The sequence below is a fragment of the Anabaena catenula FACHB-362 genome, assembly GCF_014698735.1.
Lineage (GTDB): Bacteria > Cyanobacteriota > Cyanobacteriia > Cyanobacteriales > Nostocaceae > Anabaena > Anabaena variabilis_A.
In genome coordinates this window covers 23,572-43,999 of record NZ_JACJTQ010000016.1, presented here as the reverse complement: position 1 = coordinate 43,999, position 20,428 = coordinate 23,572, and the positions used below count along the sequence as shown (strand labels likewise).

21 protein-coding genes and 1 tRNA gene are annotated in these 20,428 nt (G+C 38.5%); 11 read left to right on the top strand and 11 right to left on the bottom strand.

Features of this window, described 5'->3' with window-relative positions; all coding sequences use genetic code 11:
- Window positions 1–6: 6 nt before the first annotated feature.
- The 3 genes from H6G68_RS27605 to argF form a co-directional block, all read right to left on the bottom strand.
- A complete protein-coding gene (locus H6G68_RS27605; protein ID WP_277925501.1) occupies window positions 7–132 on the bottom strand; it encodes a hypothetical protein in 126 nt (41 codons plus the stop codon).
- Window positions 133–191: 59 nt separating this feature from the next.
- Window positions 192–797 carry a transcriptional repressor LexA gene (gene lexA / locus H6G68_RS12250; protein WP_190906900.1) on the bottom strand — a complete coding sequence of 202 codons (606 nt, stop codon included), beginning with the start codon at window positions 795–797 and terminating at the stop codon, window positions 192–194.
- A 172-nt stretch (window positions 798–969) separates the two neighbouring features.
- Entirely contained in the window at window positions 970–1,890 is a 921-nt protein-coding gene (argF, locus tag H6G68_RS12245) for an ornithine carbamoyltransferase (RefSeq protein WP_190711462.1), read from the bottom strand.
- Between the two features lie 311 nt (window positions 1,891–2,201).
- Here argF and H6G68_RS12240 point away from each other — a divergent pair.
- Window positions 2,202–2,273: transfer RNA gene (locus H6G68_RS12240), tRNA-Thr, on the top strand.
- Window positions 2,274–2,561: 288 nt separating this feature from the next.
- On the opposite strand, the gene H6G68_RS12235 is transcribed toward H6G68_RS12240, so the two are convergent.
- Genes H6G68_RS12235 through H6G68_RS12225 form a run of 3 tightly spaced genes read right to left on the bottom strand, consistent with a single transcriptional unit; the run spans window position 2,562 to window position 4,231 of the window.
- Window positions 2,562–2,927 (bottom strand): hypothetical protein, encoded by a 366-nt coding sequence (locus tag H6G68_RS12235; RefSeq protein WP_190906899.1) that lies wholly within the window; start codon window positions 2,925–2,927, stop codon window positions 2,562–2,564.
- Window positions 2,928–2,930: 3 nt separating this feature from the next.
- Entirely contained in the window at window positions 2,931–3,545 is a 615-nt protein-coding gene (locus H6G68_RS12230) for a hypothetical protein (RefSeq protein WP_190906898.1), read from the bottom strand.
- Window positions 3,542–4,231 carry a hypothetical protein gene (locus H6G68_RS12225; protein ID WP_190906897.1) on the bottom strand — a complete coding sequence of 230 codons (690 nt, stop codon included), beginning with the start codon at window positions 4,229–4,231 and terminating at the stop codon, window positions 3,542–3,544. Before H6G68_RS12225 ends, H6G68_RS12230 begins: the two co-directional genes overlap by 4 nt.
- A gap of 690 nt (window positions 4,232–4,921) precedes the next feature.
- Between H6G68_RS12225 and H6G68_RS12215 the strand changes: the two genes are divergently transcribed.
- Both H6G68_RS12215 and H6G68_RS12210 read left to right on the top strand, forming a co-directional pair.
- A complete protein-coding gene (locus H6G68_RS12215; RefSeq protein ID WP_190906895.1) occupies window positions 4,922–6,028 on the top strand; it encodes an EamA family transporter in 1,107 nt (368 codons plus the stop codon).
- Between the two features lie 76 nt (window positions 6,029–6,104).
- Window positions 6,105–7,169: a Rieske 2Fe-2S domain-containing protein gene (locus H6G68_RS12210; protein ID WP_190906894.1), complete on the top strand. Its 1,065-nt coding sequence runs from the start codon at window positions 6,105–6,107 to the stop codon at window positions 7,167–7,169.
- A gap of 429 nt (window positions 7,170–7,598) precedes the next feature.
- Here the strand turns inward: H6G68_RS12210 and H6G68_RS12205 are convergent, their stop codons facing one another.
- On the bottom strand, window positions 7,599–9,074 hold the full coding sequence (locus tag H6G68_RS12205; RefSeq protein WP_190906893.1) for an alpha-amylase: 1,476 nt from the start codon (window positions 9,072–9,074) through the stop codon (window positions 7,599–7,601).
- Between the two features lie 268 nt (window positions 9,075–9,342).
- On the opposite strand from H6G68_RS12205, the gene H6G68_RS12200 reads away from it, so the two are divergent.
- Window positions 9,343–9,804: a GNAT family N-acetyltransferase gene (locus H6G68_RS12200; protein ID WP_190906892.1), complete on the top strand. Its 462-nt coding sequence runs from the start codon at window positions 9,343–9,345 to the stop codon at window positions 9,802–9,804.
- 104 nt (window positions 9,805–9,908) lie between these two features.
- Here the strand turns inward: H6G68_RS12200 and H6G68_RS12195 are convergent, their stop codons facing one another.
- Window positions 9,909–11,498 (bottom strand): NCS2 family permease, encoded by a 1,590-nt coding sequence (locus H6G68_RS12195; RefSeq protein ID WP_190906891.1) that lies wholly within the window; start codon window positions 11,496–11,498, stop codon window positions 9,909–9,911.
- Between the two features lie 504 nt (window positions 11,499–12,002).
- Here H6G68_RS12195 and H6G68_RS12190 point away from each other — a divergent pair.
- The 4 genes from H6G68_RS12190 to H6G68_RS12175 all read left to right on the top strand — a co-directional run bounded on the left by H6G68_RS12190 (window position 12,003) and on the right by H6G68_RS12175 (window position 13,957).
- Window positions 12,003–12,260, top strand: coding sequence for a hypothetical protein (locus H6G68_RS12190; RefSeq protein ID WP_190906890.1), 258 nt, complete (start codon window positions 12,003–12,005; stop codon window positions 12,258–12,260).
- Window positions 12,260–12,703 (top strand): type II toxin-antitoxin system VapC family toxin, encoded by a 444-nt coding sequence (locus H6G68_RS12185; RefSeq protein WP_190906889.1) that lies wholly within the window; start codon window positions 12,260–12,262, stop codon window positions 12,701–12,703. The genes H6G68_RS12190 and H6G68_RS12185 overlap by 1 nt, the downstream gene beginning before the upstream one ends.
- An 86-nt stretch (window positions 12,704–12,789) precedes the next feature.
- Window positions 12,790–13,032 (top strand): hypothetical protein, encoded by a 243-nt coding sequence (locus H6G68_RS12180; RefSeq protein ID WP_190906888.1) that lies wholly within the window; start codon window positions 12,790–12,792, stop codon window positions 13,030–13,032.
- Window positions 13,033–13,246: 214 nt separating this feature from the next.
- Window positions 13,247–13,957, top strand: coding sequence for a Uma2 family endonuclease (locus tag H6G68_RS12175; protein ID WP_190906887.1), 711 nt, complete (start codon window positions 13,247–13,249; stop codon window positions 13,955–13,957).
- A 54-nt stretch (window positions 13,958–14,011) separates the two neighbouring features.
- Here H6G68_RS12175 and H6G68_RS12170 read toward each other — a convergent pair whose 3' ends face one another.
- The 3 genes from H6G68_RS12170 to H6G68_RS12160 all read right to left on the bottom strand — a co-directional run bounded on the left by H6G68_RS12170 (window position 14,012) and on the right by H6G68_RS12160 (window position 17,289).
- On the bottom strand, window positions 14,012–14,587 hold the full coding sequence (locus tag H6G68_RS12170) for a Uma2 family endonuclease (protein ID WP_190906886.1): 576 nt from the start codon (window positions 14,585–14,587) through the stop codon (window positions 14,012–14,014).
- A gap of 108 nt (window positions 14,588–14,695) precedes the next feature.
- Window positions 14,696–15,859 (bottom strand): tetratricopeptide repeat protein, encoded by a 1,164-nt coding sequence (locus tag H6G68_RS12165; protein WP_190906885.1) that lies wholly within the window; start codon window positions 15,857–15,859, stop codon window positions 14,696–14,698.
- Window positions 15,860–16,152: 293 nt separating this feature from the next.
- Entirely contained in the window at window positions 16,153–17,289 is a 1,137-nt protein-coding gene (locus tag H6G68_RS12160; RefSeq protein WP_190906884.1) for a cob(I)yrinic acid a,c-diamide adenosyltransferase, read from the bottom strand.
- A gap of 534 nt (window positions 17,290–17,823) precedes the next feature.
- On the opposite strand from H6G68_RS12160, the gene fraC reads away from it, so the two are divergent.
- The 3 genes from fraC (at window position 17,824) to H6G68_RS12145 (ending at window position 20,374) form a co-directional block, all read left to right on the top strand.
- Window positions 17,824–18,381 carry a filament integrity protein FraC gene (fraC, locus tag H6G68_RS12155; RefSeq protein ID WP_190906883.1) on the top strand — a complete coding sequence of 186 codons (558 nt, stop codon included), beginning with the start codon at window positions 17,824–17,826 and terminating at the stop codon, window positions 18,379–18,381.
- Window positions 18,382–18,436: 55 nt separating this feature from the next.
- The gene (fraD, locus tag H6G68_RS12150) at window positions 18,437–19,447 is read left to right on the top strand and encodes a septal junction protein FraD (protein ID WP_127052968.1); all 1,011 of its coding nucleotides are present in this window, start codon (window positions 18,437–18,439) and stop codon (window positions 19,445–19,447) included.
- Window positions 19,448–19,594: 147 nt separating this feature from the next.
- On the top strand, window positions 19,595–20,374 hold the full coding sequence (locus H6G68_RS12145) for an ABC transporter permease (protein WP_190906956.1): 780 nt from the start codon (window positions 19,595–19,597) through the stop codon (window positions 20,372–20,374).
- Window positions 20,375–20,428: the final 54 nt, after the last annotated feature.

Below are 20,428 nucleotides of genomic sequence, written 5' to 3'. Positions count from 1 at the left end.
GGCTGCTTAACGTGATAACTGCCCTTTTTCTCCCCCACATAAGGTAACTTGAGAGAGAAAGAAGGCAATTTCTGCACTGGTTTTTGCGTCAGGTACATAAAGATTGGTAATTGGTGATTGGTGATTGGTCATAGGGAACAAGCAGGAGTACTTTTGAATTTAGAATTGATTTGTCCCCATCTCCCCAATCTTTAGTTATAATCCCGCCAAACACCAATTAAAGAACCTTGTACCTGTACTTGCATTGCTGGTACTTCAATGGGATTGTACTTAGGATTTGCCGGTTTGAGAGTCACAAGATCATCGTGACGATAAAAACGTTTTAATGTTGTACCGTGTCCGTCCACCCTCGCAGCTACAATAGTCCCATTTTTCAACTGATTCGGTTCTGCTACCGGACGCAAAAATACCACATCACCATCAGCAATCAAATCTTCAATCATGCTATCACCAGCAACCCGCAAAGCATAACTATGGGCAGGTAATGATAAATTAGCCAAGTCTAAATGTTCAACAGCATCCGTAAAAGGTTCAATTAATCCCCCAGCAGCAATAGTACCTAAAATCGGCACACCGAGCTTAACAGAACGCAGAACCCGAATCGTTCGCGCCTTACCTTCCTTCCATTCAATATATCCCTTATTGCGTAAATGCTCCAAACGGCTTTGAATCGGTGCTGGTGACTTCAGGTTCATACCTTGCATCATTTGGCGAATAGAAGGCGAATGCTGATTCATTCGGATATATTCTGTCAACCATTCGTATAATTCTTGTTGAGCTTCTGTTAGTCTTTCCATAATTTTTTCGGGAAGTAATTACAAATGTCTCTAGAACATTAGTACTACAAAAATCTTCCCTTAACAAGATAGAAGCAAAGATTAATCATAATTGGGGAGGAGGTAATTGGTAATAAATAATTGGTAATTGTTATTTCTCTTACCCATTACCTATTACCCATTACTGAGAAGGCTATTTAGCCCCTAAAATACTAGCCAGTAAAGCTTTTTGAGCGTGTAATCGGTTTTCTGCCTGATCCCAAACCTTTGATTGAGAACCTTCGATTACTTCCTCAGTAATTTCTTCACCGCGATGGGCTGGTAAACAGTGTAAAACAATTGCCGCAGGATCTGCAAGACTTAATAACTGCTCAGAAATTTGATAAGGTTGGAAAATAGGGAAACGGTTATCAGCTTCCGCCTCTTGTCCCATACTTGCCCAAACATCAGTGTAAAGTACAGATGCACCTTTAGCAGCTGCTTCTGGGTCATGAGTGAGAACAACTTCAGTTTTATTATTAGCTATTGTCCTCGCTTTTTCCACAATTTCTGCATCTGGTGCATATCCCGAAGGAAAAGCCACCCGCACATTCATTCCCACCAAAGCACAACCCAACATCAGAGAATTAGCGACATTATTTCCATCACCCACATAAGTCAAAGTTAAACCAGCCAAAGTCCCAAAACATTCTTGAATTGTCAATAAATCGGCTAAAATCTGGCAAGGATGTTCTAAATCTGTAAGTGCATTAATTACAGGACTTTCGGCATAGTTGGCAAAAGTTTCCAAATCCTGTTGGGCAAAAGTACGAATTGCAAAAATATCCAGATAACGATCTAACACCCTTGCAGTATCCTGAAGAGGCTCCCCACGACTCACCTGAGTCACATTAGGATTGAGATCGATTACCTGTCCACCCAGTTGGTACATCGCCACTGTAAAGCTCACTCTCGTGCGAGTTGAAGCTTTAGAGAATAACAAACCCAACACTTTATTACACTGCAACTTTAGCTGTTGCGACTTCAGCAGAGTTGCCAATTCCAGAAGTTCTTGCAGTTCTGTGGAACTAAGATCCGCCAGACCTAATAAATCTCGTCCGATCAATGCTGCCATGCTGATGATGTTTAAATAATAATGATCTGTGTCTGTGCCTTCACTCAGCCGCCTCAAAAGGGATACAGTCTTAAAACTGTACCAAATATTGTTACTTTGAGCTACAGAATTGGAGTCAGCTTTGGTGATGAATAATATTAGGACTCATAGCAAATTCCCCCTGTCTGCTTATGCGTTCCCGCATCCTTGTGCTTTTGCTCAGGAAGTAGCTAAAGTTGGGGGGAGAAATTTTTTATTTTAGACTCTAGACAAATTTAAAATTTATGATATGATTGTTAATCAGTGAGTGCTTAAAGCTTACTTCCCAAAACGCCAGCATAGCACAGTGGTAGTGCATCCGACTTGTAATCGGAAGGTCGCGAGTTCAAATCCCGCTGCTGGCTTTATGTATATTCGCAAATTAAACTGTCAATTGCCAGATTATTTGACCGTGTTGACAAACTTTATTGAGTAGAATTTGACAGCAAGAAAGCGATGTCTAACGCGTCTAAGCATCCCTGGATGAAGGTAATGCTGTGATTCCCGTGTGGTTAGATGTTATTTATCATATGCAACGCTTTCTTTTGCAAGAAAACACGAAAATTGCCAGAATATATAGTGATTTAACTCATAAGTTGCCTTCAATTCAATACAAAGTCTTTATAGGTTAACTTTAAATATGAGAGTAACAATTAACTAGGCTCATCTTTGGACGGATAAATTTCTACCTCACAGTTAGTAGCGAAAAATTTAGCAATTGATTTAGTCTTCTTTCCTAAAATTACAGCATGAGCATCATTACCATCAACAGGATCATGTTTTACCTCTAGACCTTTCTCTATAACTAATTCCGCAGGTATAGAAACTACTGCATTTTTACCTATTTTTTTGGCTCTATCAAAACTTTCTTCTATCGTTGTTAAACACAATATATCAACAGACATTTCATCATCTTTAAAAGCTGCTGATGTTGGTCTTTTTTCATCCCAATCAAATTGACCGGGGTGAAGCCATCTCAACAGCTTGTCAGAAGAGTTAACTTGATGAAGTTTAGCCATTTATCAGTATTCAAAATTAAATAGCCAATCTAGTATAGGATACAACTCATCTAAATTGAACTCTCCTTCAACTTCTGAATCACCTTCAGTCTTCAAAAATTCAAAAGGATGCTCTGCTGAAATAGGAACATAAAGTTCTAATTGCTTGTTTGGGAAGCGTTTACCTGACCATTCAAATAAAATCATACCATCCGAGCAAGGAGCAACAAATGGCTCAATCTTCGCAAAATCAATGTTTCTATCAATACAATAGCTGCGAAGGTGGGAGTACAGAGTCAGTGCTAAATGAACCTGCTCTTTAGAAAATTTAGGAGCATTATAACCATCCCATTTATCTTCTAAATCTGATAAATGAATAATTCTTTGATAGGCATTTCTATTCTGTTGCCAATCAAATTCTTCTTGTTTGCGTGAATCAATAAATAATGAAGCATCATTTATTGCATAAACGCCACTAAAGGATAAATATTTTAAAGCCGCTTTTACCAAAGGCGAACTCTGAGGAATTGCAGCATTTTTAGATGTAATGGAAATCTGTCTGCCAATGCTGCGGATGGAAGCAGTATCAGGCTGCTGTGTGTTTTTAATGTAGGTGTTGTCCCAAGTGCTTGTGTTCATAATTTTTCCTGGAAGTCAACTAAAAAATTTTCTTCAATGAAACAAATAAAATTATTTAAATCAGACTGATATAATTGTATAATTTTTTTGAGATGAGTAGTTTTTTCTTGAAGATTAATACCTATTAATTGTCGATGGAAATTAGCCGCGAAAGTCATAATTGGTATTTGCTCATTATCAGGTGGATTTTGCATTAAAGCTTCCTGAATAGCAATAGTTAAATTACTATCTTCAAATTGATAAACAAACTGAACAACTGTATTAGGCGATTTTCCTCGAAAGTTTTTCCATTTACCAGCAGCTATCAATTTAGTTAAAACAATATCTTGTTCTTTATCTTTTTGTTCGACCAAAATATGAGCATTAACATTAATGCCTATTGCTTGATAATTAAGATTAGGAACTACATCCACAAATTGACTACTAATTTCTGGTATTTTATAAATTTTTTCAGTATCAATAAACTCCCCAAATGAAATTTTATCTGGTTGAGCTACAATATTGACTCCATTTTTATAAACAACTTGAGACACAGGAGGAGTACAGATTGGCGGCATTGCTAACTCCCAGTCATCAGGTACAATATGGTTGTATTTCAAAAAGTCAGGATTTAAAATAGATGGGTTAGCGTTTTCTGCCACCAACACCATTGAAAAGTCTCGAACCTCCACATTTTTACTGAGCATTAGATAACCCAACCTCACTATAAGCCAAGAACGCTAAAGCAGAGCTAGAAAATACCATCATATTAAGCAGTTGCGCTAACACTACTCAACCAGAGGAACAAATCTCGGCTACTGCCTCAATGCTATATCTATATCATCCTAAGAATGCACCAATTTGCGGAAAAATTGCAACGAATTTTAAATACATATTAAACAAGGGCTTTATGCTCTGACAATTCCCCATAAGTTTGAAATGGCTGTAAGAATAGCCTTATAGACCTAATATTGCTAGTTTTTAATCTTAATCTAGCATATCAAAATTTCCATTTCTACAGGAGAGGGCAAGCGATATCGACGATGAGCTACGCTAACGCTTTCAATATCCTACATTTTCTTCTGAGGTTCTACCATCTCCCCAAATGGCGTAAAACACCGCTGACACCAACCATCAACCCACAACGCCGGAATCTTAAACCCAGCCCCACAACCTTAGCCAAAGCCTCCAAGCGTTGCTGAGTGTTGGCTGAGTGCGATCGCTCTGAAAACACTCACCTAAACAAACCTGGTCAACTCCCACAGTATTTTTCTTCTCAGGAAGTTGTGATATTGTACAGTCTCAGCTTAATTTAAGTTTTCTATCACCCTCTCTTAATCAGCGCAGCCGAGTATAGGATTCATAATTAAAAGTATTTTCCTTACAGTGGTGTTATTGTGACCAGACAGAGAAGATATCCTTTTATCCCCAAAATTCCAGGTCAAATCTATCTCTGGCTGGCAATTCTGATTTTTGGAGCCTCTAGTGCAGTTACCCGCAAACTAACGCAAATCGGCGCTCAACACTTCATCGATGGTCGAAATCCGATTTCTCTGTGTAATGTTTTATTCGTAGGTAATCTCTGCGCTTTAATAGTTTTTTTACTCATTTATGGACGACAGTGGAATAAAGCGACTTTGCAGCAGCTGTCAAAAAAAGATTGGTACTTACTAACAACGGTAGCTATTTTATCTGGAGCCATTATTCCCGGCTTAGTTTTTCAGGCATTAGCAATAACAAGAGTCAACAATATCATTTTGATTGGCCGCTTGGAACCACCGTTAACTATGGCTTTATCAGTGTGGTTACTGCGGGAACGGGTAAATCGTTGGGACGTTATGGGAGCCTTGGCTGCATTTGTTGGTGTCACCCTCACTATTCTCCTTCAACCACCAGGAGCAGCGATGATGAATATGGGAGGTTTAGGAGTGGGTATTGGCGAAATATTAGTAACATTCGCTGCCTTGATTTCTGTAGTTTCCACAATTATTGTCAAAGGATGGCTTGCCCATATCCCACTAGGAATCTTCAGTATCTTTCGTACTGCTCTAGGAACTGTAGTATTTTTCTTTATTGCTTTAATTCTCTATGGTAGCGACCATTTTAAAGATGTATTCTCACCTTTTCTGTGGCAGTGGATGCTTTTTTATGGTGCGGTAATTGTCGTGCTAGGTCAATCATTTTGGCTCAAAGGCTTGAGAGCTTCTACGGTGTCAGAGGCTTCCTTAGCAGGCTCTTTTACCCCCATTGTCGGTATTCTAGCAGCTTACTTGGTATTGGGAGAAGCCCCTACCGTAGCTCAATATATCGGTGGTAGCTTGATTTTGGTTGGCATATTTTTGAGCCAGATTGGTATCAGACTTCAGAGCGATCTGCTTGCAGCAGCGCTGAGTCCCAAGGGGACACGCTTACGCGAACGCTATCGCAAAACTGCACCTAAAAAGGTAAATTCTCTTCCAGCAGAACAAGAAGTAGAAACTGGGATGGGATTTAAAGGAATATAAAATTTATCTGGAAAGAAAACTTGTTCTCTACCGCTATTGTCGGATATATTGCCTTTAGTTATACGTTAGTTATATTGTGATAGATAACAACAACCTTTTATTACGTAATCTTTGGTACTATGCACTACCTAGTCATCTCCTGAAACCAGGTAAAATGGTTGCCCGGATTTTCTTAGGAGAACCAGTGCTACTAATTAGAAGCCTAGATGGTCAGGTTTCTGCTGTGCGAGATATTTGTCCTCATCGGGCTGTACCCTTAAGTTGTGGTCGATTCGATGGGCAAGAAGTAGAATGCTGTTACCACGGTTGGCGTTTTGACCCGGCTGGACATTGTGTCACAATTCCATCTTTATTGCCTGAACAAGATACGGATTTGAGTCGCTTCGATGTGCAATCATATCCTATCCATGAAACTCAAGGCAATATTTGGATATATATGTCCGATGGGGATAAATCTCAACCCCATGCTTCAGAAATGGAAGTTCCCATAGTTCCAGGTTTTCCTGAACAACAACCCCAACTAGTTGAGGTAATGCGGTTTCCTTGCTTTATTGATCATGCGGTGACAGGTTTAATGGACCCTGCTCATTCTCCCTATGTACATCGGGTATGGTGGTGGAGAAGCGGGAAATTACATGAAGAAGTCAAACAATTTGATCCTTCACCTTATGGGTTTACAGTCCGACGACATAAGTTATCAGAGAATATGGAGAATATGAGCCGATTATATTGGTTAGTCGGTGGTGGTATTCCAGAAGTAGAAATTTCTTTTCGTTTACCAGGTGTGAGAATAGAAGAAATTACCTTTGGTAAACATCGACTTTGTAATTTGACAGCGGTTACACCGATTTCTGATACAGAAACTGAGGTAACTTTTGTTCTTTATGGGATGCCTACTTGGTTAACTGTATTCAAACCTTTGATTCATGTATTAGCGCGGAAATTTCTAGATCAAGACCGAACAGTGGTAGAAAAGCAGCAAATTGGACTTAAATATGAGCCAGTGCTGCGATTAATTAAAGATTCGGATATGCAAGCCCAATGGTATTACCAGTTAAAACGTGAGTTTGCTCGCGCAACATCTGAAAAACGGGAATTTATCAATCCTGTTAAGAGTGTTTTACTACGATGGCTTGCTTGAAGAACTAGTTAACAACAGACAGAGTGTTGGTGATGGATCACCCAGAAAAACTGGGTGAAAACAATTAAATTATTTCTTGGTGCTGAAAATGGTAGTGAACATCATCAACATTCCACCTACCAAAATAGCGATCGCTAATCCCCCAGTCACCAAATCCAAAGTATTGCTATTATCCATAATTGCTCCTATTAGTTAAGTTAACTGCTAATTGTCAACGGACTAAGTAATAGTACCCTATTCACAAATTAAAACGAACCTCCAAATGAGGAGATTCGCTAATGCTTTGGGTCAGATATAGCGGTGGACAGGGTGGTTAGGACATCAATTGATAATGAAACTCCCACTACAAGAGGGTTTTACTCCTGACTCCTGACTCCTGACTCCTGACTCCTGCTATAGTATCAAAAACCTATTTTAGTTTTAAATTCATCAATCTTGAATCCACACCGAAACTGAGCCACCTTCACAAGGGAACTCTGCCCAACCCTCTTCATTCGTATAAACAGGTTCTTTAATCTGTTCAGTCAGATCGTAAAACTTACTATTAGGTTTACCAACTTCCATCCATTTACTACCACCAGATCCATTACTCATAACTACAGCCAGCCCTTTGGGGTGTTCTGTATCTCCTAGTCTTGTCCAGCCAATTACATTTTGGTCATCAAAATAGTCATATTGGGGACCATAGGCAAGATTCTGACGAGCATAGAGAAATTTGTCAATTAACCAACGATGAGAAGGAATAACAATCTTATAATCGTTACCATCTCTGCCCTTATCTTCATATTCTGCACCATAATAGTCAGCATAGAATACGCAAGGATAACCTTCGCCACGGAGGAGAATCAAAGCATAAGCCAAAGGTTTAAACCAAGGTTCAACAGGTGATTCTAAAGCTTGTAATGGTTGGGAGTCGTGGTTTTCAACAAAAGTGACAGCTTGGGTAGGTCGTTCCTGCATTAATGTCCCATCAAGAATGCGCCGCATATCATAGTCACCGCCTGATTTACTAGCACGGTGGAAATTGAAGTGGAGGGGAACATCAATTAAGGACATTTTGTTCTCAACAGTATCGAGATACCAGTGCAATGAGGTGATATCGTCATCCCAATATTCACCCACTGCAAATAAATCTTTACCCACATATTCCTTGAGTTGATCCAACCATTGAGGAAAGAACCAAGCGGAAATATGTTTAACGGCATCAATACGGAAACCATCGACTCCCGTAGTGTCAAGATACCATTCACCCCAACGAGTTATTTCTTCTCTGACTTCCTGGGATTGAAAGTCCACATCACATCCCATCAAATAGGCAAAGTTACCTTTTTCTAAAGCGACATAATCATCAAATTTTTTACCATCAAATAAATAGATAGTATTTTGTTCTTTGGAATAATCATCATAATCTACAGCATCAAAGTGCCACCAATGCCACTCAAAGTCAGAATGTTTCCCCTGACGAGCAGAAAAGTTGAAATGGGTATAAGCATTTATCTCTCGTTGCTCACCTTGAGGATGAAGCCGATTATGATTGGAGAATGGTGTCGCTTTGGCGACTTCGCTCTCGTCCCCTCCCAGTCTGTGATTGAGGACAGTATCTGCGTAGACTTGTAAACCCTGTTTTTGAAGTGCTTGAATAGCATCCAAATACTGTTGGCGATCGCCATATTTAGTGCGAATTGTGCCTTTTTGATCAAATTCGCCCAAGTCGTACATATCATATACGCCATATCCCACATCATAACCACCTGCCGTTCCTTTATACGCTGGTGGTAGCCACAAAGCCGTAAAACCTGCATCAGCTAATTCTTGAGCTTTGTTTTTTACATCATTCCACAGGATTAAATCGGGATCGATATACCAGTGGAAATACTGCATCATTGTGCTGTTGATTTGGGGCATTTAGCTGATTTCCTAAAATAGTTCACAACATAAGGGCGAAATATGAAAAGCTCATCCATGAATTTTTTGGATAGCCAGAGCTTTTTAATTACTCCAATAGTTACTTGGTGTTTTACGGGAAATCACTGTGTTTTTTAGAAAATTTCCTGATTGTACCAATTCCATAAAACAATCTAAAATATGCGTAGCGATCGCTACAGCTAACTAGCTTTTGTAATATCTTGTAGTACAATTGGTATCGGTTACATATTCTTGTTGCTGTTGACTTATGATTCGACTGACCATACCCGATGACACCAACGCCCTAATTACCATAGCCCAAGCTATCGGCTTTGAGCCAAAAGAACTTGAGTATTTGAGTAAAACGTTAGAGGATTACTTTAGTAGCAACAGCAAAACTGATAATTTCTGGATTACCGACGACGACAATGGTCCGGTTGGGGTTGGCTACTGTGAACCGGAACGGATGACTAATCAAACGTGGAACTTGCTATTAATCGCCATCCGACCTGAACTTCAGGGACAAGGACGTGGTGGGAAACTGCTGCGCTATGTTGAACAAACTTTGACGACACGCGGTGGCCATATGCTATTGGTGGAAACTTCAGGACTCCCAGAATTTGAGCGCACAAGGGCATTTTACAGCAAATATGGCTACCAGGAGGAAGCACGCATTCGTGACTTCTACGCAGCAGGCGATGATAAGATCGTGTTCCGCAAACTACTGTAAATGCAGAATAGGGCGATCGCTAATCTGGAATTTATGCACATTACGGAATAACTAACCACAGAGGCACAGAGAACACGGGTTGATTCCTGAATTATTAAATTAATTCATTCCTGTTTATGTCTTGTTTGCCAAGAGACATAGAAAAACAAAATAGCCAGTAAAATATAACCCACAGCCCAACTACTTCCTGTTCCCCAACCCAAATTAACAACCGTATCTGCGATCGTCCATTGATAACTGTGCATTAAACCGACCCAAGATAATACAGCACCTCCTAAAGACCAATAAGCAGCTTGACGAAAATCTCGTTCAATAATAAAAACAGTGATAGCGGCTAATATCATCGCTGAAAAAATAAACCCCTGCTCTAAAGCAAAAGCCCCATCAATATAGGTATCACTTAATTTAAATTGCTCAATTAAAGCAGGTGTAAATGGGTTATCAGGTGTACCCAAACCCGCCGCCCGCAAGGCATTTTTAGCCATTAACGCTCCCCACCCCGCAATTCCAGGTAACAAGCCCACAACCACCGCCGGCGCATGGTGAGAGGGGGTAGCAGTGAAGCTTTGGGCAACTATCACAATCCCAATCCAGAGGACAATAGCCATACCTGCTTCAATCGGGACAAAATAGGCAAACATGGCGACAGTGCCACTTAAACACAGGATGCCCATAATGATACCGTTAGCGATAGAATAACCCACTCTTGCACCTAAAGCCTTCCATCCAGGATGACCGATATAGATAGTGGTGGGGAAACAAGAACCGAAAACCGCAGCCACAATAGTACCAATCCCATTAGCAGCTAAGGATGGTACAGCCGGAAAAACATCTCCAGCAGCTTCAGCACTTTCTAAGTTTTGAATACTACCAACGAGGTTAAATAATCCCATTGGTAAGATGATGCTGAGGTATTCTACTAAAACTGTACGACTTTCCCAAAGTTGTCCTAAATATAAACTGGGGAAATAAAAACCGATAGGTGCAACAGCAGCAGTAAATTTAGCATTATCCCAACTCACTAAACCTGTTCCCCATGCGAGGGTAATTCCTAACAACACAGCTAATAATCCCCCTGGTATGGGAAAACGCACTTTACCAAAATAGGTAACAAGGATGACACCCAGGGGAACTAAACCGACGACTGGGTTAGCAAAGGTGCGAAATAAAAAGCCAATAGCAATAAAGGTGATAGCGATACCACTGAGGGTAGAAAGCATAGCTGCACGGGGCGCAATGCGTCGCAGTGGGTTAACGATAAAAGCCCCTAAAAGTTCAATTAAACCTGAGCCTAAACAAGCTACAATACCTGCTTGCCATGCTAGTTCGGATGCTTGTTCAGGAGATACACCTTTAGCTAGTGCTGCTAATTTTACGGGTAACATGACTAAGAAAATATAGGCAAACAGACTCACGGTGTTGATACCATAGGGAAGGGCGGTAATATCATCACGCTGTTCTTTTGTACCTTGTTCTTTTGCTAACCAAGCATAATAAAAGTTACCAACAATTAAACTAAAAGCTACACCGGGTAAAATGCGTCCATAGACTAGGGAAGGTGGGAAACCTAATACACCTTGACATAAACTGACAATTAATAATATTTGAATAAAGTTATCAAGTACGAGTCCAAATAAACCATCTATATCTCTGCGAACAAACCAACGTGGGGTTTTCGGTGTTGCGGTTTCCATGTTTTGTGAATTTTGCAATTTCTGGGTTTAAGGATATCAGGAAATGGTTAGTAGTAGTTTTCAACTCTAGAAATTTTGCAAGAAGTCTAATTGTTTACAGTACATATACTAGATAAAACAATGGAATTAGAGTTTTTGCTAATTTATTTATCGGTGAAGGATGTATGATGGCATTCGTCAGGGTTTGTGTTCAGTGCAAGGGAGTTTGTACATACATTAATAAATAATAATTAATCTACAAAAATGTATAGATGCAATTTTATAAAATTAAGTTGCGTCGCTAACGCTCAAATAATCGAGAATGATAGTTTTATAGATTCCAGAAGTGATACCGGATTTCTCAGGGGACGCTTTGCGACTTAGCTAACTGTATTCCTTGTAGGACAGCAGTAAATGTATCGCAGTTTTGGCAATTAATTTTATAACTTCTCTCTGCTAAATTTACTTACAGCAAATCTGATATTAATAATGTAAAATAAATACTATTAATTCCTAACCAGAATCATGACCACTATTAAAGAAAAACTCCTAGCCGCAATTGAAGCTGTTCCTGAATCAATACTAGAAGAAACCCTGGACTATCTCGAATATCTCAAAACCAGAAAAATTAAACCAGTAGATATTTCTCAAAAAGACGAAGAACCAATATTACGCGGTTCTAAAGCTAAAGATTTGCTACAATTTGCTGGTACTTGGCAAGGTGATGATTTTGAAGAATGTCTTCAACTTGTTTATGACACTCGTTCTCAGGCTGAATTTTAATGTATCTCCTAGACACTAATCATTGTAGTCGGATTATCTTTGGTGAACCTCATCTTATTCAACAACTACAATTTCATGGCGACAAAGGCGTTGCTACTAGCGTTATTGTCCGTGGAGAACTGCTTTATATGGCAGTCAAATCTGAACAAAGAGATGCAAATTTGCAAAGGGTTCAATCTTTTCTAAATACGATAGACCTTTATCCTATTAATTTATCAATCTCAAATATTTACGGTGATCTTAAAGGTAAACTTGTTAATACATTTGGATTTAAAGAAAAAAGTGAACGGCGGAAATTTAACATTCAAACTCTCGGCTTTGGGGATAATGATCTTTGGATAGCGGCTACAGCAATTCACTACAGCCTTACTGTAGTCTCAACAGACAATGATTTCCAACGTATCCAGCAAGTCTATAACTTTGCTTTAGAATCTTGGGTTTGAATTAATAGTTTATGTAGGTTGAGTTGAGGTGATCGATACCGAGGCAGAAGTTTTACCAATAATCTGTATTTTTGAGGGATACCCAGATGAGTGAAGCAACACTTTCTATATCAATCACTGAATTAATTCCCATGCTGACTGCTATAGCGGAACGCAATTGGGAAAAATTTAAAGAAATTGAGAAACAATTTGTCTCACGACACGGTATAGAGGCATGGGAAGAATTTTTCGCTTTCCGTCTCAAGCCTGCACTAGATAAAGATTCTGACCGATGGCTATTAGTTCAGTGGTGCAGCGCAGGAATTATTTCAGTCAAGAATGTGGCTTGATTTTGTATAATTAGCGCGATCGCTTTAAGTTCAATGATGAACGGCGTGATAAGCCTTGTATTCAAGTTGCTCGTCGTTTTTGGGTGGAAGCAGGTTGGCATCCATCCACCACTATCAGATCCACGTCAAGAATAAAAATCTATATCCTAATTAATTTTGGCACAATAGAAATACCGTGAACAGACAATAAATTAAATTTTCCAGGAATAGTAAAATGTATCAAACAGATCCGCCTCGTTCACCACAAGAAGTATTACCAACGATGTATGATCTCAAAAGTGAAGATCCAGAGGAAAAAGGTTTGCCTGATCAATTTCATTTATTGCAACCACGTTTATTAGACGAAACTTTTAATTCTCCCACCTATCCTAGCAACAAAATATTTACCGCTAGTGATATGAATTTATATTATGACCCCAATCATCCAACATGGTATAAAAGACCAGATTGGTTTGTATCTGTGGGAGTTTCTCCTCTATATAAAAATGGTGATTTACGTTTAAGTTATGTAATTTGGCAAGAGGGAATTACTCCTTTTATTATAGTTGAATTACTATCACCAGGAACAGAAAAGGAAGATTTAGGACAGACTTTACGAGATGTGGAAAAACCGCCAACGAAATGGGAAGTTTACGAGCAGATTTTAAGGATTCCCTATTATGCTATTTTTGACCGTTATACATATACATTTAGAATGTTTAAATTAGATGGAGGTCGTTATGCGGAAATCAATTTATCAGATTCTCGTTTTTGGATACCGGAAATAGAATTAGGTTTGGGTGTTTGGGAAGGAACATATAATAATATTCAGCAGCCTTGGTTACGATGGTATGATGTTTCTGGTAATTGGGTTTTAACTCCGACGGAACAAAAGGAAAGATTGATAGAACAGTTAAGAAAGCTGGGTGTTGAACCTGATATTTAATTTGTCAGAATCAGGATGTCCAGGATTTAAGGATTTTCAGGATTTTTGTTTTATTTAGACAATTGGTAGCATTTCAGCTACTACAATTTCTAAATCAGGAAAATCTAAAGGAGATATTTTTTGCTGTTCTGTGATAATTTCTTGATTTTGATAACCTTCTGTTGTGGGATTTCTAAATACAATTAATTCGCGTTTCACTACATCTAACACCCAATAATCTTTAATTCCTGCTTGAGAATAAGCCTTGGCTTTGATTTCTGTATCTAGTTTTAAACTACTATCTGCAATTTCGATAATTAAATAAATTTCTGCTGGTGTAGGATGATGATCTGCATAGTCTAGTGGATCTATTTTCACTACAGCAATATCTGGTTCTGGTTCAGACCTTTCATTTAATTTTACAGGGTCTTGAACAGCTATCCAAGCCTGATTTCCTAAACGATTTTGTAATAATTTATTTGTTCTTCCTACTGCTGAACTGTGGGCTGTTCCTTTCGCAACCATCCAAATTATTTTCCCCTCTAATAATTCTACCCGTTCACTTGGCTCAAATATTCCTGCTTCAGCTATTCTGTGGTATTCATCAACAGTCCACAGCCGCAATTGTAAGGGTGATTCTGTGGTTTGCATAGTTAATTAAGCTAGAATAATTCAGATACTATTTTATCATATTTGTAGTTGGATTTATATCAAATTTTGAACCCTTTTTCAGAAATTGAACTGGATTCTGATACCTATTTAATCTATCTTTACTAGTTGAGCGATAGTTGGATCAATTATCTTTTGACATGCTTTATTGAACTTAATTGCTAAAGATACTTTATTTTGTGATCCAAAAACATGAGTTATTTCACCAGTACCAAATCTTTTGTGAATTACATGATCACCTACATTCCAGAGTTGCTGTAATTGTTTCTGCGATTTATTATCCTCTTGCAGTTCAAGTTCTCTAATTCTATCCAGTGCTTCTTGGTAAAACTCTTGATCTCCTTGTTTATAAAATAAATCAGCAGCTTGTTTAAAATCTGCGTTTGCACTTTGGTTATCTCCTAAAACACAGTGAAAAATTCCTCGTCTATAGTAGGCTATGGCAAGGTTCGGATTAATTTTGATAGCTTTGGTGTAATCATCAATAGCACTTTGTTTGTCTCCTAAAAAATACCGAGCTAGTCCCCGTTTTTTGTAAATAAGAGAATCATTAGGTCTTAGTTGTAAGGCTTGATTATAATGGAAAGCAGCACCTTCATAATCTTTTTTATCAAGACATTCATCACCTAAACTGATATATTTGTCAGCATCATAAGATGTTAAACTCTCTAAGTACCCACGTAAACTACCAGGATAAAGTAATTCATCTATTCTGACTAAAGTTTTATCACCACTTGATTTAATTATATTGGTTGGTAAAAACCCAGCTATAATCAGACGATACTCTTTTTCATTTTCACTAAATTCTTCTTGACATAAAATACATACTAAAACAGAATTTTTTTCAATTTCTTCTCTATAAATTGTCCATTGAACTTGATCACAATTCCCATAACGGGTTTTCACCTGAATACCAATTGATGAATCAGAAGTTAAAGTAAAATCAACCTTCCCATCTCCACCAATGCGTTTTTCATAATCAACCTCAGTTACCAAATCACCCAAACGACTTTTAAAAACTTCCTCACCCAGCTTTCCCTTCATATTATTGAAGAAGATGTTCTTAACGTCGTTTTGTTGCTTAAATTTATTAGCCATCTCCCAGCAAAAATCCCGTAATTGCTTTAACCTCTCTTCAGAGATAACCGTCAACTCACTATGTCGGCCTTCCTTCTCACAATGGAATAAGTCACCAGATTTCAGTCTTTCAATAAAATCAGTCTGCTGTGCTTTAAGTATTGTTGTCCAGTCCATTCGTCAAAATTCGCCTTTATCTGACAAGGAGTATTTATTCTAGTATTCCCTATCAAGCAGCAAAAAGCATTAATCTAGATCACATTGTAGTGTTTTGAGCCTAACCGAAAAGTATTGAATCCTTAAGCCCTAAAAACACAACTCAAACAAACATCCTGTAAATCCTTAAATCCTGGATATCCTGATTCAGACAATTAAATTACTGAATTTAATTTTATAATCCTAATATTGTGCATAGTCAGTTGTCAGTTGTTAATTGACTACTGACTACCAACTATTGACTAATGACCAATTTAAAAATCAACCCCCCGCTTCAGTTCCACACCTTGATTAGCATAATGTTTATGACAATAAACCTCCGAATGAATACTGGCTAAATCAAAATATGCAGGCTGATTTTGACAACGACCAGTAATGATAACCTCGGTGTCTCTTGGTTTACGCAATAAAGCTTGCACAATGGGATCAACAGGAAGTAATTCTAAATCAACAGTAGGATTGAGTTCATCAAGAATGATGGTTTTATAGATTCCAGATGCGATCGCAGTTTTGGCAATTTCCCAACCTCTCTCAGCTTCTATATAGTCTAATTCTTGCCGAGAATTGCGCCAAACAATCGCATCTCTACCACAGCGTAAATGATCCACCACTTCTGGATAGGACTGCTGCAAAGCTGCGATCGCTGCATCTTCAGTATAACCACTACCACCCTTCAACCACTGCATAATTAATACACGAGTAGAACCAGGGTGATTAATTCCCCTCCCAATCGCTTGTAAAGCCTTACCTAAAGCACTTGTAGATTTACCCTTACCCGCACCTGTATAAATTTCAATTCCCTCAATTAACAGCGCTGCTGCTGTTGGGTGGTGGTGAGGTTTCATTTCCGAATGCAAATCCGCAATATCTAGTAACTGTTGCGGTGCTGCGCGTCCGGTGGCGATGATTTCCAATTCTTGGGGTTTAGATTTTAAAGTGTTTACCACTTCATCCACCGATAGCAAACCCAAATCTAAAACCGGGTTAATTTCATCTAAAACCACAACCGAGTATAACCCTGATGCGATCGCACCCTTGGCCACATCCCAACCCCGTGCAGCTTCTGTTCTGTCAAAGGGAGTAATCTCATCATGTCCAAAAAACTCGGCTCTCCCCGTGCGAACCTGATCAATCAAATGGGGAAAACCACGCTGTAAAGCTGCGATCGCTCCATCCTCATCATAATCCCGTTCTGGGCCTTTGAGAAACCGCAGCAGTAGAACGCGATTTGAATCACTCGGTGCATTGATTCCCAAACCAATCGAGCGCAAAACCACCCCTAAAGCCGCTTGGGACTTACCTTTGCCAATACCATCATAGACGTGAATTTGGCCAATGAGCCGTTCAGAACGCACTTGTGCTGTGCGAATACCGATGCCATTTCTTGTCATTTCTGGAAAAGCTGTAACGTCGCAGTCTCCTATTTTACCTAAACTAGCACTGCTTCGCGGAATTACAGCAGAATTCAGGAGTCAGGAGTCAGGAGTCAGGAGTAAAACTGGCTTGGTGTATAGGTTTCAATTTTGATTCTGTACCTCATTGATCTGCCATCTGCTGTAAAGATTAAAAATTAAAAATTAAAAAAGCTTATTGGGAATACTTTTCAGAAATTTTGTAGCTGGCTTCTCCGTAAGTGCTTAGTCGCTTTGTTGACAGTATTTTGTCCTAGTGTGTAGATAAAACTATTGCCTGTTCCCTATTCCCTTCTTTGATGAGATAATTGCCACCAACATCCGTATCATCTCAGTTATACTCTACATTTAACCCAGACTCTTGACAAATGCTACATTTTAGATTTACGTTGCTCAGTTAATCCTTTAAGCCTGATCAGCGAAACAAATCTTTAATTCAACATCTCTAAATTCTCATCCTTTCGTGGGTGGCTTCAATCCCAAATCCCAAATTTATTGAACTTATTGAACTTTATGCCTGAAGAATTATCACTTCCCCGAATTTTACCCATTGGTGCAATTGTATTTGAAACTTTGTTCTTATTAATGGCCATTCCCATAGAAGGGTACATTCTCCATCTCTGGCTAAAATTTGACAAAAAAACTAGCATCTTTTATGCCATTGCCATGAATGTTTTTTCCAGTGTCATTGGCTGGAATATATTTTTTCTGGTAGAGCCAATATTACCTGTACCAATTAAGTCAGAATTAATTAGTTATGTGTTTTTTAATAATTTCAAAAATCTCAGCACTCAAAGCTATCTAGTCATCGCTGGTTTTATTATATTTTTTAGTACTTTTTTAATTAAGTTTTTTTTATTAAAAACCTTAATTGTTTCTTTGGGTGAATTTACCAATACCAAAAATGAAGACAATACACTACTCTCTCAACGCCAAAGATTAAAATTAACTAACAAAGCCAAATTACGAAACACCAATTTAATTACTACTACTTTAATAGCAAATTCTCTTAGCTATAGTGCGATCACTATAGTTATATTGATTCGCACCTACTCTGGAGGATTTAAGTAATTAAAAAGTTACAAAAAACATTAAAAATTTTAGATTTAGAAATTAGAGGTAAAACATGAATTCATCATTGTTTAAAGAAGTAATTATTCTCTTTAAATTTGTTCAAGACTTATTCTTAGGAATTCAAAAACTTTTAATGCCTCCCAAGGCTTTTTCTTGGCAAACACTAATCTATTTAAGTGTTTTTTCTTGGGTAATGTCATATTTTTCTCTAGGCTATATAAGAGATCTCATTGCATTTTCAGGTTGGGTCTTCTTAATGGCAGGTACAGCCTGGTATACCACCGACGACCCCTTAAGAGTTCCCGGAACTTTTATGCCAGTGGGAGCATTGATAACTGGATTCTTAGTCAGTGTATTTGCTTTTAGACAAGATCTGAATTTAGTTACTCCTAAAACCATCGTTTTTTGGCCAACAATTTCTGCAATCATTACCGCAATACCAGAATTTTTTGTAGGCACAGGTACAAAATCAAAAGCTACCCTTCCTAAACAGCAAGACCGCCAAAAAATAATCATTTTGATTGCTTGGTCAATGCTAATAAGTTGTTGGCTTCAGTTTTACTTTGTCATAGATAAATGGTTAAAAGAATATCCCACTTTACTAGTAGATAATTTTCAACGTAGCACCTTTGTAATTAAACTAGAGCCAAAAGCCAAAACGCCCCAGAATGGAGCTATGATTTTGAATAAAATTCAGCCTTTAATAGAAGAACAAATAGTGACGCGACCTTGGTCAGAAGTAGAGAGATGGCTATTAGAAGCAAACCAGCAAGTAGGAAACTTGGGTAAAAGAATGATCGACAAAAACCTGGTAAAATATGAAGAACAAGAACTATGGCGGGTTGAACCCCGTGTAGTCAATGTCGATTCGGGATATAGATTAGATATCCTCAGTATTTGGACAGGGCCTAGTGCAAATGCACGGGGTTTTTATCTCCAAAAATCCTGTCGTATCCAACCAATTGCAGCCGTCAAGCAACCAGAGAATAAAAACGCAGTTGCAGGAATTGAATGCGATCGCACCAGCAAATTTTTCCTCGGCGCACCACCACCACAGCAGTAGGAAGATAGACGCGGTGATGGGGAGATGGGGAGACGCGGTGATGGGGAGACGCGGTGATGGGGGGACACGGGGACACGGGGACACGGAGAAAATGAAGAATAACTTAATGACCAATGACCAATGACCAATGACCAATGACCAATGACCATGAATATAACTAGAACCTTTGTGATGTCAAAAAATGTGTTTCAGGAAGTGATACGCGATCGCATCCTGTACATCATTGGTTTTTATGCACTCATCCTCGCTGTCGCTAATCGGGCAATTTTTGAATTTGCAGCCGCAACCAAAGACAAAATATTTTTAGACTTTGGTTTAGCAACAATGAACGTAATCGGTTTAATTGTTGTTGTTTTTATAGGTACAGGACTAGTTAATAAAGAAATTGAAAAGCGCACTATTTTAATGTTAATTGCCAAACCCATAAGTCGTAGTGAATTTATCACTAGTAAATACTTAGGTTTATCCGCAGTTCTAGCTGTAATAGTTGCCGCTATGACAGCTATTTATCTGGGATTTTTACAATTTGGTAAAATGTCTTATCCAATTTCCAGTATTCTGATTGCTGCATTTTTCTTGTTTTTGCAGTTAACCTTAATTACCGCAGTAGCTATCACATTAGGAGTTTTTACCAGTTCTCTCATAGCCACAGCTTTAACATTTGCTGTCTATTTAATGGGCAATATTACCCAAGATTTGGTCGCACTTGGTCGTCTGAGTCAAAACCCTGGTGTAGAACGCTTCACACAAGGTTTATATCTTATACTCCCAGATTTATCTCGTTTAGATTTGAAAAATGATGCTGTCTATGGATTGCAAGCAATACCTGACACAATGACATTAATTGGTAATGCAGGCTATGGCTTGATGTACAGTTTTATGCTATTAGCAATTGCCATCTTAATCTTCTTACGACGAGAGTTTTAACTAATTCGTAATCCGTAATTCGTAATCCGTAATTCGTAATTCGTAATTCGTAAT